Below are 16014 nucleotides of genomic sequence, written 5' to 3'. Positions count from 1 at the left end.
CTAACCCCGCGCCAGCGCCTCAACCACCGCGGCGCCGCAGCCTTTGGTGTCGGTGGTTCCGCCGAGATCGCCCGTGCGCCGCGCCGGGTCCCCCAGAACCTCCTCGATCGAGGCAAGGATCGCGTCGGAAGCCTCTCGGTGGCCGAGATGCTCCAGCATCATCGCCCCCGCCCAGATCTGGCCGATCGGGTTGGCGATGCCCTTGCCGGCGATGTCCGGCGCCGAACCGTGCACCGGCTCGAAGAGCGAGGGAAAGCGACGCTCCGGATTGATGTTGCCCGATGGCGCGATACCGATCGTGCCCGTGCAGGCGGGACCGAGATCGGACAGGATGTCGCCGAACAGGTTCGAGCCCACCACCACGTCGAACCGGTCCGGGTTCAGCACGAAATGAGCGCACAGGATATCGATGTGGTACTTGTCCCAGCGCACGTCCGGATACTCTCGCCCCATCGTCTCGACCCGCTCGTCCCAGTAGGGCATGGAGATCGAGATGCCGTTCGACTTCGTCGCCGAGGTGAGGTGCTTTGCCTCGCGGCGCTGCGCCACCTCGAAGGCGTAGCGCAGGATCCGGTCGACGCCGGTCCGCGTCATCACCGTCTCCTGCAGCACGAACTCGCGCTCGGTGCCGGGGAACATCTTGCCGCCGATCGAGGAATATTCGCCCTCCGTGTTCTCGCGAACGACGAGGAAGTCGATGTCGCCCGGCTCGCGGCCCGCGAGCGGCGAGCGCACGCCCGGCATCAGCCGCACCGGGCGAAGGTTCACGTACTGGTCGAACTCGCGGCGGAACTGGATCAGCGATTCCCACAGAGAAACGTGGTCCGGCACCACCTCCGGCCAGCCGACCGCGCCGAAGAAGATCGCGTCGTGTCCGCCGACCTGGGCCTTCCAGTCCTCGGGCATCATCCGCCCGTGCTCGAGATAGTAGTCGGCCGAGGCGAAGTCGAAATGGTCGAAGCCGATCGAGAGGTCGAAGCGCTCGGCCGCCGCCTGAAGGACGCGCACGCCCTCCGGCATCACCTCCTTGCCGATCCCGTCACCCGCAATCACCGCGATCTTCAGTTCGTTCTGCATCGTCGCTCCCGTCGTCTGCATCTGAGGATGCCGATCGACAAACGCGCCGCAGACGAAATGTCAACGCCTCATGGCGCGCGGGCACCTATTGCCGGGACGTCACCGCCGTCTCGATCGAGCGCGACATGATCTGAAGGCCGAGGTCGATCTCGTCCTCCGAGACGGTCAGCGGCGGTGCGATGCGAAAGACGCCCCCCATGCCCGGCAGCTTGACGATGTTCATCGACAGCCCCTGTCGCATCGCCTCCTCCATTACCTTCGCGCCAAGCTCGAAGCCGGGCGCCTTGGATTCTCGGTCAGAGACGACCTCCAGCCCGAGGAGCAGGCCGCGCCCGCGCACGTCTCCAACGCATTCGAAGCGCTGCTTGAGATCTTCAAGGCCCTCGCGCAGCCGTCTGCCGCGAGACGCCGCCTGCGCCACCAGTCCGTCGCGCTCCACGACGTCGAGGACGGTGACGCCGACGGCGGCGGTCAGCGGATCGGAGGTGTGCGTGGTGTAGAAGAGGAAGCCGCGCTCGAAAGCCTTCTCCTCGATCTCGCGCGTCGTCATCACGGCGGCCAGCGGCAGGCCCGCGCCGAGCGTCTTGGAAAGGGTGAGGATGTCCGGGGTCACGCCGTCGCGCTGGAAGGCGAACATATCACCCGTGCGCCCGACGCCGGTCTGCGCCTCGTCAAGGATCAGGAGCATTCCGCGCTCCTCGCATTTGCGCTTGAGGGCCGCGAGATAGCCTAGCGGCAATTCTAGGATTCCGCCGCTGGAAAGGATCGGCTCGGCGATGAAGGCCGCGAGGCTGCCGGTCGACTGGCGGTCGACCAGTTCGAAGGCGTCGTCCAGCTCGCGCTGCCAGTCGTTCGTTCCGTCCGGATTGGTGAAGCGCGGGCGGTAACTGTTGGGCGCCGGGATCACCAGCGAGCCGGCGGCCGAAGGGCCGTATCCGCGCCGCCCCGCGCTGTAGGTGGCCGAGGCCGCGGCCCCCGTCATACCGTGCCAGCTCTGCGCGAAGGCCACGATCTCGTGGCCGCCCGTCACGAGCTTGGCCATGCGGATCGCCGCCTCGTTCGATTCCGCGCCCGTCGTAAGGAGTTGCACGCGGTCCAGTCCGGGCGCGAGCGCCGCAAGCCGCGCGGCGAGATCGACCACCGGCCGCGAGAGCATGCCGCTGAACAGATGCGCCACCGCGCCCATCTGCCGGTTGACGGTTTTCACGATATCGGGGTGCGTGTGGCCGAGAACGGCGCTCATCTGCCCGGATGTGAAGTCGAGGATTGCCCGGCCGTCCGCGTCGTGCACGAAGCTGCCCTCGGCACGCTCGATGATCACGCTCTCGAAGCTCGGACCGTAGCGGGTCAGGTGATCGCGGGCCGAAGACCAGAAAGCGGCATCATCGTTCATCGACACGGGCAAATCGCTCCTTGCGGGACGGGAATAGCTATCGCTAACCCGCCCTTGCCGCTTTCAGCAAATTGATATTGCTTCAACCGGATATCGGCTGGATTGATATCGATGGACCTTCTGGATCTTGCGCTCCTGCGCAACTTCGCGATCGTGGCCCGCACGGGCTCGATCAGTCTCGCCGCTCTGCAGATCGGGCGCACGCAGTCGGCGCTTTCCATGCAGATGAAACGGCTCGAGGACTCGCTCGGTCAGAGCCTCCTCCACCGAACGGGCTCGGGCGTCCGCCCGACCGTTTCGGGTGAGCGGCTTCTCGCCCATGCCGAAAGCCTTCTTGCCCGTCACGACGAGATGCTGGCCGATCTTCGCGGGCCGGCCCTGCGCGGCACGATCGGCCTCGGCTGCCCGGAAGACTATTCGATCGCCTACCTTCCGGCGCTCTTGAGGAGCTTCTGCTCGGTTCATCCCGATGTCGAGCTGCAGATGACCTGCGCGCCCACCGTCGAATTGCGGCCGCTTCTCCAGCGCCGTCAGATCGACGTCGCGCTCATCTCCCTCGCCGACCCTCACGACGCAGAGGTCATCCGCCGCGAACGCTTCGACTGGGTCGCCAGCCAGGCACGCCCCGCGCTCCTTGATCTTCCCGTACTGCCGCTGGCGCTCTCCGCACCGACCACGCTCGATCATCGCGCGGCGCGTGACGCGATGGAGTCAGCCGGGCGGCGCCATCGTGTTGCCTTCGCCAGCGACAGCCTCGCCGGGCTCGTCGCGATCGCGCGGGCGGGCCAAGCGATCAGCGTCCTGACCCGCGCCGCTGTGCCACCGGATCTGAAGGTGGTCTCGGACGAACTGCCGACGCTGCCGGAGATCGGCATCGCGCTGGAGTTCGCCGAACGTCGTCCCTCGGCCGCCGTCCGCGCGCTGGGCGCGCATGTCAGGGAACTGCTGCCGTCACTCTCCGCGCGCATTGCCGCGCGTTTCCCGTGAGAGACGATTCTCTCCACGCGAAACGATTTTATCCGGCGGGAGACGGAACGATCGCGGTCGCCTCGCGTATCGCTTGGGTTGTTTTATGAAATGCCGAAGGAGGCCGCGATGCGTTCAGGTGGTTTTGATGTTCCCGTTACGGTGCTCGTCGGTCTGGGCGTTCCGGTCGAGGTGACGTCGGCGCGCGAGGCCTTTGAGCTGATGAATGATTGGCCGCGCACACGCCGTCGCATCGGCCACACGGCTCGCATGTCCGTATGCCGCGTCGTGATGAACGGGGGCGGCTATGCCGAGCAGGCGCGCTCGGCGTTCCTTGGTTTTGCGGAGGACAACGGGATTCTCGTGCCGGCGCTCTCCGAACTCGTGGCCGCCGAGGCCGCCACGGATCCCGCGCATAAGTTCGCTGCGTAATACGCCTGAGCGTCTGTTCGGGCGGTCCGAGGCGACTCTAATCTGACCTTGATGAAACGGGCCGGAAGCCGAAGGCGGTTTTCGGCCCGATGTGCGAATGCGATGACCCGGCGCCGTCAGCCGGCGTCGCTTCCCCGTTCGGTTCCGACCGATACGCCGCCGGCTGCTTCGAGCTTTCGCTTGGCAGCCTTCGGCGGCCGTGCCCGCAGGGATTGGAGACCTTCGAGCGCGAGCGGCCGCAGCCCTGCCCCTCCCTTATCGACATGCGCGAAGATCGCTTCACGCATGCGCGGCGTCCAGAAGGCCGCGACGTGATCGGCTATGCCCAGCATGCCCGGCTCGTGCGCCTGGCTCTCGAAGAAGCGTGACACCTGATTGACCATCGTGACGAGCTTCCCGGCTTCGCTTTCCGTGTGCGTCTCGACGTCCATGGTCATTCCGCCGGCTCCGCCTGCGCGACCCGGCGCGAGGTCTCGGCGAATCGCCCGTAGCGCTCCTGCCAGTCGGTCGGACCGTTCGAGGGCGAAACCTGCACGGCCGTGACCTTGTATTCCGGGCAGTTCGTCGCCCAGTCCGAATAGTCGGTGGTGACGACGTTGGCCTGCGTCAGAGGGTGGTGGAACGTCGTGTAGACGACGCCAGGCGCCACGCGGTCGGTGAGCGTCGCGCGCAATGTCGTGTCGCCTGCGCGGCTTGCGATCTTCACCCAGTCGCCCGTCTTGATGCCGCGCTCCTCCGCGTCGTGTGGGTGGATTTCGAGGAGGTCCTCCTCGTGCCACATCGTGTTCTCGGTACGCCGCGTCTGCGCGCCGACATTATACTGCGACAGGATGCGCCCGGTCGTGAGCAGCAGAGGAAAGCGCGGCCCGACCTTCTCGTCGGTCGCGACGTATTCGGTGACGACGAAGAGACCCTTGCCGCGCACGAAGCCGTCGGCGTGCATCATCGGCGTGCCCTGCGGAGCCTTATCGTTGACCGGCCACTGCAGCGACTCGCGCTCCAGCCGCTCGTAAGAGACGCCCTTGAAGGTCGGCGTCAGCGCCGCGATCTCGTCCATGATCTCGGACGGATGGGCATAGTCCATCCGGTAGCCGAGGGCGTTGGCCAGCATCTGGGTGATCTCCCAGTCCGCATAACCGTTCTTCGGCGACATCACCTTGCGCACCCGCTGGATGCGGCGCTCAGCATTGGTGAAGGTCCCGTCCTTCTCAAGGAAGGTCGAACCCGGCAGGAAGACGTGCGCGTGGACGGCCGTCTCGTTCAGGAAGAGGTCCTGCACGACGACGCATTCCATCGCCGCGAGGCCAGCGGTAACGTGCCGTGTGTTGGGGTCGGACTGCAGGATGTCCTCTCCCTGGATGTAGATGCCCTTGAAGTCGCCGGCGACGGCCGCGTCCAGCATGTTCGGGATGCGCATGCCCGGCTCGTCGTCGAGCGAGACGCCCCACATGCCCTCGAAGAGCGCCCGTGCGGTATCGTCCGAGACGTGTCGATAGCCGGAAAGCTCGTGCGGGAACGAGCCCATGTCGCATGCGCCCTGAACGTTGTTCTGCCCGCGCAGTGGGTTCACACCTGCGCCCGCCTTGCCGATATTGCCGGTCGCCATGGCGAGATTGGCGATGGCCATGACGGTGGTCGAGCCCTGGCTGTGTTCGGTGACGCCGAGGCCGTAGTAGATCGCGGCATTGCCGCCGGTGGCGTAGAGGCGCGCGGCGGCGCGAAGCTCGCCGGCCGGAACGCCGGTGCGCTCCTCGATTGCCTCCGGCGAGCGCTCAGGCTCGGAGACGAAGCGCGCCCATTCGCCGAAGGCCTCCAGATCGCAGCGCTCGCGCACATAGGTCTCGTCGACGAGCCCTTCGGTAACGATGACATGGGCGATCGCGGTGAGCACGGCGACGTTGGTGCCCGGCCGCAGCGGCAGATGGTGCGAGGCCTTCACGTGCGGCGTCTTCACGAGGTCGATCCGGCGCGGATCGATGACGATCAGCTTGGCGCCCTGCCGCAGCCGCTTCTTCATGCGGCTGGCGAAGACCGGATGGCCGTCGGTCGGGTTAGCGCCGATGACAAGGATAACGTCGGCATGCTCGACCGAATCGAAATCCTGCGTGCCGGCCGAGGTGCCGAGGGTCGTCTTCAGGCCGTAGCCGGTGGGCGAGTGGCAGACGCGGGCGCAGGTGTCGACATTGTTGTTGCCGAAGCCGGCGCGGATCACCTTCTGGACGAGGAAGGTCTCCTCGTTGGTGCAGCGCGACGACGTGATGCCGCCGACGGCGTTGCGGCCATACTTTGCCTGGATGCGGCGGAACTCCGAGGCGGTGTGCGCGATCGCCTCCTCCCAGGAGACCTCGCGCCACGGGTCGGAGGTCGAGGCACGGATCATCGGGTTGAGGATGCGCTCGCGGTGGTTGGCGTAGCCATAGGCGAACCGGCCTTTCACACAGGAATGGCCGTGATTGGCCTTGCCGTCCTTCCACGGCACCATGCGCACCAGTTCGTCGCCGCGCATCTCGGCCTTGAAGGCGCAGCCGACGCCGCAATAGGCGCAGGTCGTCACCAGCGAGTGCTCCGGCACGCCGATCTCGACGACGGACTTCTCCATCAGCGTGGCTGTCGGGCAGGCCTGTACGCAGGCGCCGCAGGAAACGCATTCGGAAGAGAAGAAGTCCTGCCCCTGGCTGGGCGAGACGCGGCTGTCGAAGCCCCTTCCCGCTATGGTCAGCGCGAAGGTGCCCTGAACCTCCTCGCAAGCGCGGACGCAGCGCGAGCAGACGATGCATTTGGAGGGGTCGTACTGGAAATACGGGTTGGAGAGATCCTTCTCCATGAACAGCGGGTTCGGCGCGCCATGCTCATGCGCATGGACGTGGTTCTCGCCGTGCTGGCCATAGCGCACCTCGCGCAGGCCTACCTCACCAGCCGTGTCCTGCAATTCGCAGTCGCCGTTGGCCGAGCAGGTCAGGCAGTCGAGCGGGTGGTCGGAGATGTAGAGCTCCATGACGCCGCGCCGCAGCTTCTTCAGCCGGTCGGTCTGCGTCTTCACCACCATGCCTTCGGTGGCGAGCGTCGTGCAGGAGGCGGGCGTGCCGCGCATCCCCTCGACCTCGACGAGGCACATGCGGCAGGAGCCGAAGGGTTCGACGGAGTCGGTCGCGCAGAGCTTGGGGACCTTGGTTCCCATCTCGGCGGCGGCGCGCATCAGCGAAGTGCCCGCCGGCACCGTTACGCTCTGGCCGTCGATGGTCAGCGTCACATCCAGCTCGGCGTGCCGCGCCGGAGTGCCGAAATCGGTCTCGTGAACGAGGGACATCCTGAACGTCCTCCTACTCGGCGGCCTGGAGACCGGCGGGAAGCCGGCCGGCCGAAAGGTCGAAATCTTCGGGGAAGTGCGTCATGGCGCTCATGACCGGATAGGGCGTGAAGCCACCGAGCGCGCAAAGCGAGCCGAACTTCATCGTGTCGCAGAGGTCGGCGAGAAGGGTCAGTTCCGCCTTTGCCGCGCGGCCCTCTTCGCGGGCGGCGAGAATGCGGTCCACGGTTTCGACGCCGCGCACCGCGCCGATGCGGCACGGGGTGCACTTGCCGCAGCTTTCGACCGAGCAGAACTCCATCGCGAAGCGGGCCATGTGCGCCATGTCGACCGTGTCGTCGAACACGGTAATGCCGCCGTGGCCAATCAGGCCGTCGCGCTTGGTGAATTCCTCGTAGTCGAAGGGCGTGTCGAACAAATGCGGCGGGAAATATGCGCCGAGCGGCCCGCCCACCTGTACCGCGCGCACCGGCCGGCCGGATGCCGTGCCGCCGCCGATCTCGTTGACGAGTTCGCCGAGCGTGATGCCGAAGGGCACCTCGTAGAGGCCGCCGAACCGGACATTGCCGGCGAGCTGCACGGGCATCGTCCCGCGCGAGCGCCCGAGGCCGAGGCGTTCGTAGGCCTCCGGGCCTTCCGAGAAGATCGCCGGCACGGCGGCCAGCGAAAGAACGTTGTTGACGGCGGTCGGCCGGCCGAAGAGACCATGGATCGCCGGAAGCGGCGGCTTGGCGCGCACGATGCCGCGCTTGCCCTCCAGCGAATTGAGGAGCGAAGTCTCTTCGCCGCAGACATAGGCACCGGCTCCGACACGCACTTCCATATCGAAGGCGAGGCCCGAACCGCCGATGTCGGTGCCCAGCCAGCCGGCGAGGCGCGCGCCTTCGACGGCGCGCTCCATCGCGGCCACGGCATGCGGATATTCCGAGCGGATATAGACGTAGCCGAAGGTCGCTCCGACGCTGATGCCGGCGATCGCCATACCCTCGACGAGGCGGAACGGGTCGCCTTCCATCAGCATCCGGTCGGCGAAGGTGCCCGAGTCGCCCTCGTCGGCATTGCAGACGATATATTTGCGGTCGGCTTCGGCGCGGCGCACCGTGTCCCACTTGATGCCGGTCGGGAAACCCGCGCCGCCACGGCCGCGGAGACCGGACGCGGAAACCGTCTTGACGCGGTCCTCCTGCGACTGGGCCAATGCCGCCTTCAGGCCGAGCCAGCCGCCATGAGCGGCGTAGTCGCTTTCGGAGCGTGGATCGACCACGCCGCAGAAGGCGAAGGTAGATCGCGTCTGGTTCTTCAGGAACGGATGCTCCTCGGGACGACCGATGCGCAGCGCGTGATCGCCCCCCTCGAAGAAGCCGGCCTCGACCAGCCCGTCGACATCTCGCGGTGCGACCGGCCCGTAGCCGATGCGCCCCTTGCTCGTCTCGACTTCGAGAAGCGGCTCCAGGAAATGCGCCCCGCGCGAGCCGTTGCGCACGATCTCGACAGAAAGGCCGCGCTCGCGCGCCGACGCGGCGAGTCTATCGGCGATCTCATCCGCGCCGACGCTGACGGCGGCGGCATCGCCGGGAACGAAGATCCGCAGGCTCATCGCACCGCCTCCGAAAGGACAGCATCCAACCGCTCGGGTGTCAGGCGGCCATGGATGCGCCCGTCCACCATCGCTGCAGGCGCCATGGAGCAAAGGCCGAGGCAATAGACGGGCTCGAGCGTCACCGCGCCCTCTCCATCGGTCGTTCCCATCGGCGTGCCCAACCGCTCCTCGGCCCGCCCCACCAGCGAACGCCCGCCTGCCGCCTGGCAAGCCTCGGCCGCACAGAGCTTGACGACAGTGCGCCCGGCGGGAGCGCGGCGGAAGTCGTGGTAGAACGTCAGCACGCCGTGAACCTCGGCGCGTGACAGGTTCAGCGCCTCGGCGATCGGCGGCACCATCGCATCGTCGATCCAGCCGAACTCGGCCATCGCGTCGTGCAGGATCGGCAGGAGCGCGCCTTCGCGGCTGCCGTGATCGGCGATGATGCGCGCGAGCTGCGTCTCGTCGAATGGTGTGGACCTTGCCGGACGGTCGAGCATCGGGGTCTCCCTGCGGTAGAGCGAGGCGGCGGCGCGACCCTCGGCGCCGCCGTCAGACTGGAATTATTCTAGAACAGCGCGGCAGCCTTGAGGAGCGTGATGTAGACGCCCCACAGGAGAGGTATGCCGACCGCGGCCCAGGCGAGCGCCGCCTTGGCGTCGAAGCCGCCCTTGCCGATGCCGTAGTCCCCGCCAGCGACCGCGGCCGTCGCAGCGGGAGCTCCCGCCGGCACCGCGCCCTTAGGGTCCTGGCGCATCTGCCACTTCTCGGCCACCGGACGCACGAGGAGGTTGGCGACGAAGCCGACCGCCAGAAGCGCTGCGACCGTGAAGAAGATCGGCTGGTACACCTGATCCCGCGCGACGCCCGCAGCGATCTGGTTGTCACGGATCGTGCCGGTGATGAGACCGCCGAAGATGCCGGCGAGCGACCACGCCGTCAGCAGGCGACCATGAATGGCGCCGACGAACTGCGTACCGAAGACATCGGCGAGATAGGCCGGCACGGTCGCGAAGCCGCCGCCGTACATCGAGGCGATGACGCAGAGCGAGGCGACGAAGACGAAGGTCCAGCCGGTCGCGGAGGTGAACGGGATAAGGGCGGCGTAGAGGAGCACGCCGAGCGCGAGGATCGTCGCATACATCATCTTGCGGCCGATCCGGTCCGACAGCGAAGCCCAGAAGAACCGCCCGCCGATGTTGAACAGCGACAGAAGCCCGACGAAGCCCGCGCCCACGGCCGCCGCAGCGGCGCGCTGGGTTGCGTCGAAATCGAGGAAGCCGACGCCCTCCGCACCAATCAGCCGGCCGGCGAAGATTTCCTGCAGCATGGGCGAGGCGACGCCGATGATGCCGATCGAGGCCGAGACGTTGGTCAGGAGAACGATCCAGATCAGCCAGAACTGCGGCGTCTTGTGCGCATCCTTCAGATGGACGTTGGCTGTCGTGATCATGGTGTTCTTGGCAGCGGGCGGCGTCCACCCCTTCGGCGCCCAGCCTGTCGGCGGTACGCGGTAGCCGAGCGCGCCAGCCATCATGAAAACGAAGTAGCCGGCCGCGAGGACAAGGAAGGTTTGCCAGACGCCGACGCCCTCCAGCGTCGCGAAGTACCGCATCAGGATGTCGGCCAGCGGCGAGCCGATCATCGCGCCGCCGCCGAACCCCATGATCGCCATGCCCGTGGCCATGCCGCGGCGGTCCGGAAACCACTTGATGAGGGTGGACACGGGGGAGATGTACCCGAGACCGAGGCCGATGCCGCCGATGACGCCCGAGCCGAGCCACATCAGCCAGAGCTGGTGGGTCATGATGCCGACGGCGGCGATCACCATGCCGCCGCACCAGCAGAAGGCCGAGACGACGCCGGCCTTGCGCGGCCCCGCGCGCTCAAGCCAGCCGCCCCAGACCGCCGCCGCAACGCCGAGAACGACGAAGAACAGCGTGTACATCCAGAGGAGGTCGGAAACCCGCCAGTCGCAGGTGGTGGTGAAGAGCGCGCCGAAGAGTGTCATGCCTTCGCAGGCGACGGGCTGCGAGACGCCGATCGCGCGCGACAGGGGAAGCCAGAACACCGAGAAGCCGTAGGCCATGCCGATGCACAGATGGATCGCCAACGCACAGGGCGGAATGAGCCAGCGGTTGAAGCCCGGCGTCGCGATGGTGCGTTCACGATCCAGAAAGCTTCCCGCGGATGGACGCGCGGTGTCGATCGCAGAAGTCATGGGGCCTCCCAGCCGCTTCACGGCACGCCTTCGCGCCCGTCTCCTCACGCCCTAAGGTTCGCTGCGAATTTAGAACGGGTCAAATGTGACAATGCGATCAGTGATAGGCATCACCTATCAGAATGGGGGTCGTCAGTCCCTTTCACGGAAGGAATTCATGGTCTGGCGGAAGGCCGGGCTGCGCACGCAGGTCAGGATCGCCCGGCTCTTCAGGGACATCGGATAGCGGTCGGGCACCACGAGACCGACGGCTTGCGGCGGCGCCGGGTCAGCGAAGGGCAGGACCAGAATATCGGGATCGTCCGCCACCGCCCGCGCCTGAACATGCGAGAGGATCGAGGACAGGCCGCCGTGGCGCACCAGTGAGAACAGCGCGGCGTAGGAATTGGCCGAGGCGCGCGGCGCGGCCTCCACGCCCACCCGTCGCATCTGCGCGTCGAGGATGCGGCGGTTCTGCATGTCGCGCGTCAACAGGCACAGGGGGGCGATGGCCGCTTCCGCCCAGGTCACGCTCTCGCGCCCCGCGAAGGGCCCGGCGGCGGGCGTCGCGAAGTGGTAGTGCTCCTCATAGAAGGTTGATGAGATGACGTCCGACAGCGGCTCGTTCTCGAGATAGGTGAGGCCGCCGTCGATATCGCGCGCGCCGAGCTCGCGCTCGATCTGCCGGGAGTTCATTGAAAGGATGATGAGGCGCAGATCCGGGTGCTCGGCCGCCAGCACCGGTGCGATGGCGCCGACGACGGGCATCGCTGCGGGGATGGCGCCGAGCCGCAGACGCCCGCGCAGGCCGACGCCGGGCTGGCCGCCGGCCCGTAGAAGCCCGTCATAGTCGGCCAAGAGCTGGCGGGCCCAGGGCAGCGCCGCCTCGCCCTCCGGTGTCAGCCCGACGAAACGCCGCTCGCGCGCGACGAGGCGGATGCCGAGCGAGGCTTCGAGCGCGCCGATGCCGGCCGAAAGCGTCGGCTGCGAGACACCGCAGGCCTCGGCCGCGCGGCGGAAATGCTTCTCGCGCGCCAGCGTGACGAAATACTCGACGTTCCTGATCTGCATGGCGCCTCCCCGCCAGGCAATCTAGCGCGGGTCGAACGTCATGAGAAAGCTCGCGCCACGCTCGGTCGGTTCGAGCGCGAAGGAGGCGTCGAGTTGCTGGACGAGGCTCATGATCACGCGAATGCCGAAGCTCTGCCGCCGAGCGGCGAGGTCGAAATCCGGCGAGACGCCGACGCCGTAATCGCGCACGCGGATCGTTGCCATCTCGCCATCGCGGAGCAACTGCACCTCGACGACGCCCGCCTCCCCTTCCGCATAGGCATATTTGACGGCGTTGGTGGCCAGTTCATTGACGACGAGGCCGATCGGGATCGCCTTGTCGGCGCTGACGACGATCTTCTCGGCGCGGCAGACGATCTCCAACCGGCCGGCAGCGACGGAGAGCTTGTCGCACAGTTCGCCGAGGAAGGATGAAAGGTCGACCTCGCTGACATTGGCGCCGCGCCACAGATGATCATGGACGCGCGCAATGGTGAGGATGCGCGATTCCGCATCCGTCAGTGCGGCCCTGGCGACCGGGTCCGTGACCGAATTGGCGTTCACGCGCAGGAGGCCGCCGACAACGCCGAGGCTGTTCTTGACGCGGTGGTTCATCTCGCGCGTCAGGAGCGCCTGCGTCTCCAGCGCCTCACGCAGTTGCTGGTTGGTGTGCGCGCGCTCGATCGCAACGCCGAGAACCCGCGCGCAGCCTGACAGGAAGTCCACGTCGGCCGCGTCGAAGTCGCCCGGATCGGGGCTGTCGACCTCCAGGACGCCGAAGGCGTGCTGCGCCTGCCCGCCCCGGTCGATCAGGACGTTGACCGCACGGCGGATCCCGTACTCGCGCAGGAGCGAGGGCGTGCGGAAGCGCGTCTCGCCCTCCAGATGGTTCGACAGGACGGACTCGCCGGTGTGAAAGGCGTATCCGGCCGGCGATTCGAGATCGGCACCGAGCGTTGCCGAGCCGACCTCACCAGGAGCCCAACCCCAGCCGCCGCGCATCACCAGCATGTCGGAGCGCGGGTCGTATTCGAGCGCCTTGCAAAAAGGCGCCTCCAGACCGCGCGCGCACAGTTCGCTCGCCTGCTGCAGGAGGCGTGCGACGTCCTCGGTCTGAAGCGCCATGCGCGCGAAATCGGCCAGAAGCTTCTGCTGCTTGAGCCGGTAGGCGAGTTCATCGCGGCGGGGCGCCGATTCAGCCAGCTCGACCTGCATGGCCCATGCCTTTCATCAAGGAAAGCACAAGGGCGCGCTCTCACTTCCCGAAAACCACGAGAATGCGGCGGACGCAAGGGTTGTGACCGCCTTCCACACGGCGTGTCGCGCAAGGCTCGATATCGCCTCGCGAACATATCGCTTGCGGCACGGCCATGCCGGTCGTATGGCACGTTATGTCTGATCGAACATATCGGGGAACTCATGTCGAAGATCGCCACTACTTTGGCTTGCGCGCTGGCGGCGAGCGTTGCCCTTCCCGCAGCGAGCTTCGCCGAAACGGTGAGCGTCGCGGTTGCGGCCAACTTCACAGACGCCGCGAACGAGATCGCCGCCGCCTTCGCAGCGGGTGGCGAGCACGAAGCGGTGCTGTCTTTCGGGGCGACCGGCCAGTTCTACACGCAGATCACGCAGGGAGCGCCGTTCGAGGTGTTCCTGGCGGCAGACGACGAGCGCCCGACGCTCGCCGTGGAAGAGGGCTACGGTGTCGAGGGCTCCGTCTTCACCTATGCGATCGGTCAACTCGTCCTCTACTCGGCTCAGGATGGTGTCGTGACGGGGCCGGAGACGCTGGAGAGCGCGGACTTCGATCAGATCTCGATCGCCAATCCAGAAACCGCCCCATACGGCGCCGCGGCCGTGGAGGCAATGGAAGCGCTCGGCGTCTACGAAACGCTGCAGCCGAAGATCGTGCAGGGGCAGAACATCGGCCAGGCCTTCCAGTTCGTCGAGACCGGCAACGCCGAACTCGGCTTCGTGGCACTCGGTCAGGTCTCGCAGACCGAGGCCGGCTCGCGCTGGATCGTTCCCCAGGATCTCTACGAGCCGATCAACCAGGACGCGGTCCTCCTGACGACGGGCGAGGACAACCCGGCAGCCATCGCCTTCCTCGAATTCCTCCAGGGCGACGAAGCCGGCGCGATCATCGAGAAGTACGGCTACGCCCTCGATCGCTGACCGCCTATGATGGGGCGGGATCGTTTCCCGCCCTGCCTCCTTCCCCGCCCTTTCGACGGGAGACATGCCCTCCGCCATGACCCCCGAACTCTGGTCGCCCATCCGCCTGACGATCGAGCTTGCGGTCATCTCAACGATCGTCCTCCTCATCGTCGGAACGCCGATCGCGTGGTGGCTCGCACGCTCGCGTTCGCGCTGGCGCGAGGTCGTCGCGACCATCGTCGCCCTGCCCCTGGTGCTCCCGCCGACCGTTCTCGGCTTCTATCTCCTGATCGCGCTCGGCCCCTCCGGCCTCGGCGGCTGGTTCGGGCCATTCGTCGGCCTTCGCACCTTCGCCTTCACTTTCGAAGGCCTCGTCGCCGGCTCGGTGATCTACTCCATGCCCTTTGTCGTCCAGCCGATCCGCAACGCTTTCGAAGCGATGGGCGAGCGTCCGCTGGAGGTCGCGGCAACGCTGCGCGCCTCGCCGTGGGACCGGTTCGTCACGGTGGCCGTGCCGCTTGCGCGGCCGGGATTTCTGACGGGCGCCGTTCTGGGCTTCGCCCATACGGTCGGCGAGTTCGGCGTGATCCTGATGATCGGCGGCAACATCCCAGGCGAGACGAAGGTGCTTTCGGTCGCGATCTACGATTTCGTCGAAACGCTGCGCTGGCGCGAGGCTCACATCCTGTCGCTCGGCATGCTGGTCTTTTCCTTCATCGTCATCCTCACCGTCTCCACGCTGGCGCGGCGCTCGCGCGCCGGAGTCCTCTGATGGCTGATCTGATCGATGTGAAGCTCGCCGGACGGCTCGGCAATTTCGATCTCGACACAGCGTTCCAGGCTCCGATGCGCGGGATCACGGCACTCTTCGGCCCCTCCGGCTGCGGAAAGACGACGATCCTGCGTGCGCTGGCCGGCCTCCAGCGGCTCGAAGGGCACATCCTGGTCGGCGACGAGGACTGGCAGCGCGGACGCAGTTTCCTGCCCACGCACCGACGCGCGGTCGGCTACGTCTTTCAGGAGGCCAGCCTCTTCCCGCATCTCTCCGTGCGCCGGAACCTCACCTACGGCCAGCGCCGCGCGAAGGGCGCGGATCATGCCATCCGCTTCGACGATGTGGTGGAACTTCTCGGTCTGTCGCGGCTCGTGGACCGCGAGCCGGCGCATCTGTCCGGCGGCGAGCGCCAGCGCGTCTCCATCGGACGCGCGCTTCTCTCGCAGCCACGGCTTCTCCTGATGGACGAGCCGCTGGCCGCGCTAGACCGCATGGCCAAGGACGAGATCCTTCCCTATTTCGAGGCGCTGCACGCAGAGCTGCGAATTCCGATCCTTCTCGTCTCGCACGATATCGCGGAGGTGGAGCGCCTGGCAGACCATCTCGTCCTGATGCGCGAGGGGCGGGTCGTCTCGTCCGGCCCCGTCAACGAAGCGCTGACGGCGCGCGGCTCACCGCTGGGCCTCAGGCGCGATCTCGCCTCGATCCTTCCTGGCACGGTCAGCCGGACGGACACGGACGGCATCCTCGTCCTCGACGTTCTGGGACAGGAAATCCTGACGGTCGGCAGCGGCTTTGCGCCCGGAGCGCCGGTTCGTGTGCGCATCGCAGCCGGCGACGTCTCGCTGACGCGCAGCGCCGCCGTGGACACGAGCATTCTCAACAAGGTGCCGGTGCGTGTCACCGGCATCGAGCCGCTCGGCGAGGCCGAGGCGCATGTCTATCTGGCGCTCGGCGAAGGGGCCGGGGCGGACTTCGTGGCCCGTCTGACCCGCCGTTCGCTGAACAGCCTGAAGCTCGCGGAGGGCGAGACGGCAACCGCTCAGATCAAGGCCGTGTCGCTGCTGGCGTCCCGCTGAAA

The 16014-nt window shown here is 67.1% G+C and carries 14 protein-coding genes; 5 read left to right on the top strand and 9 right to left on the bottom strand.

Annotated features, from left to right (window positions below):
• Positions 1 to 1077, bottom strand: coding sequence for a tartrate dehydrogenase (locus tag H1343_RS05740; protein ID WP_185984953.1), 1077 nt, complete (start codon positions 1075 to 1077; stop codon positions 1 to 3).
• Between the two features lie 85 nt (positions 1078 to 1162).
• A complete protein-coding gene (locus tag H1343_RS05735) occupies positions 1163 to 2470 on the bottom strand; it encodes an aspartate aminotransferase family protein (protein ID WP_185985510.1) in 1308 nt (435 codons plus the stop codon).
• A gap of 111 nt (positions 2471 to 2581) precedes the next feature.
• Between H1343_RS05735 and H1343_RS05730 the strand changes: the two genes are divergently transcribed.
• Both H1343_RS05730 and H1343_RS05725 read left to right on the top strand, forming a co-directional pair.
• A complete protein-coding gene (locus H1343_RS05730) occupies positions 2582 to 3457 on the top strand; it encodes a LysR family transcriptional regulator (protein WP_185984952.1) in 876 nt (291 codons plus the stop codon).
• A gap of 90 nt (positions 3458 to 3547) precedes the next feature.
• Entirely contained in the window at positions 3548 to 3868 is a 321-nt protein-coding gene (locus H1343_RS05725; RefSeq protein ID WP_185984951.1) for a DUF982 domain-containing protein, read from the top strand.
• 116 nt (positions 3869 to 3984) lie between these two features.
• Here the strand turns inward: H1343_RS05725 and H1343_RS05720 are convergent, their stop codons facing one another.
• From H1343_RS05720 to H1343_RS05690, 7 genes are all read right to left on the bottom strand, one after another.
• Positions 3985 to 4305: a formate dehydrogenase subunit delta gene (locus H1343_RS05720; RefSeq protein WP_343048897.1), complete on the bottom strand. Its 321-nt coding sequence runs from the start codon at positions 4303 to 4305 to the stop codon at positions 3985 to 3987.
• Positions 4302 to 7175 (bottom strand): formate dehydrogenase subunit alpha, encoded by a 2874-nt coding sequence (gene fdhF / locus H1343_RS05715; RefSeq protein ID WP_185984950.1) that lies wholly within the window; start codon positions 7173 to 7175, stop codon positions 4302 to 4304. Before fdhF ends, H1343_RS05720 begins: the two co-directional genes overlap by 4 nt.
• A gap of 13 nt (positions 7176 to 7188) precedes the next feature.
• A complete protein-coding gene (locus H1343_RS05710; protein WP_185984949.1) occupies positions 7189 to 8772 on the bottom strand; it encodes a formate dehydrogenase beta subunit in 1584 nt (527 codons plus the stop codon).
• Positions 8769 to 9254: a formate dehydrogenase subunit gamma gene (locus tag H1343_RS05705; RefSeq protein WP_185984948.1), complete on the bottom strand. Its 486-nt coding sequence runs from the start codon at positions 9252 to 9254 to the stop codon at positions 8769 to 8771. The genes H1343_RS05710 and H1343_RS05705 overlap by 4 nt, the downstream gene beginning before the upstream one ends.
• 68 nt (positions 9255 to 9322) lie before the next feature.
• On the bottom strand, positions 9323 to 10975 hold the full coding sequence (locus H1343_RS05700) for an OFA family MFS transporter (protein WP_185984947.1): 1653 nt from the start codon (positions 10973 to 10975) through the stop codon (positions 9323 to 9325).
• Positions 10976 to 11107: 132 nt separating this feature from the next.
• The gene (locus H1343_RS05695) at positions 11108 to 12025 is read right to left on the bottom strand and encodes a LysR family transcriptional regulator (protein ID WP_185984946.1); all 918 of its coding nucleotides are present in this window, start codon (positions 12023 to 12025) and stop codon (positions 11108 to 11110) included.
• 21 nt (positions 12026 to 12046) lie between these two features.
• Positions 12047 to 13219 carry a sensor histidine kinase gene (locus H1343_RS05690; RefSeq protein ID WP_185984945.1) on the bottom strand — a complete coding sequence of 391 codons (1173 nt, stop codon included), beginning with the start codon at positions 13217 to 13219 and terminating at the stop codon, positions 12047 to 12049.
• A gap of 204 nt (positions 13220 to 13423) precedes the next feature.
• Between H1343_RS05690 and modA the strand changes: the two genes are divergently transcribed.
• The 3 genes from modA to modC all read left to right on the top strand — a co-directional run bounded on the left by modA (position 13424) and on the right by modC (position 16012).
• Positions 13424 to 14176, top strand: coding sequence for a molybdate ABC transporter substrate-binding protein (gene modA, locus H1343_RS05685; protein WP_185984944.1), 753 nt, complete (start codon positions 13424 to 13426; stop codon positions 14174 to 14176).
• 76 nt (positions 14177 to 14252) lie between these two features.
• The gene (gene modB / locus H1343_RS05680) at positions 14253 to 14930 is read left to right on the top strand and encodes a molybdate ABC transporter permease subunit (protein WP_425484632.1); all 678 of its coding nucleotides are present in this window, start codon (positions 14253 to 14255) and stop codon (positions 14928 to 14930) included.
• Positions 14930 to 16012: a molybdenum ABC transporter ATP-binding protein gene (modC, locus tag H1343_RS05675; RefSeq protein ID WP_185984942.1), complete on the top strand. Its 1083-nt coding sequence runs from the start codon at positions 14930 to 14932 to the stop codon at positions 16010 to 16012. Before modB ends, modC begins: the two co-directional genes overlap by 1 nt.
• Positions 16013 to 16014 lie beyond the last annotated feature (2 nt).

It is taken from the genome of Aureimonas mangrovi, from assembly GCF_014058705.1.
Classification (GTDB): Bacteria; Pseudomonadota; Alphaproteobacteria; order Rhizobiales; family Rhizobiaceae; genus Aureimonas; species Aureimonas mangrovi.
The sequence above is the reverse complement of the archived record's forward strand: the minus strand, read 5'-3'. Positions and strand labels throughout refer to the sequence as shown.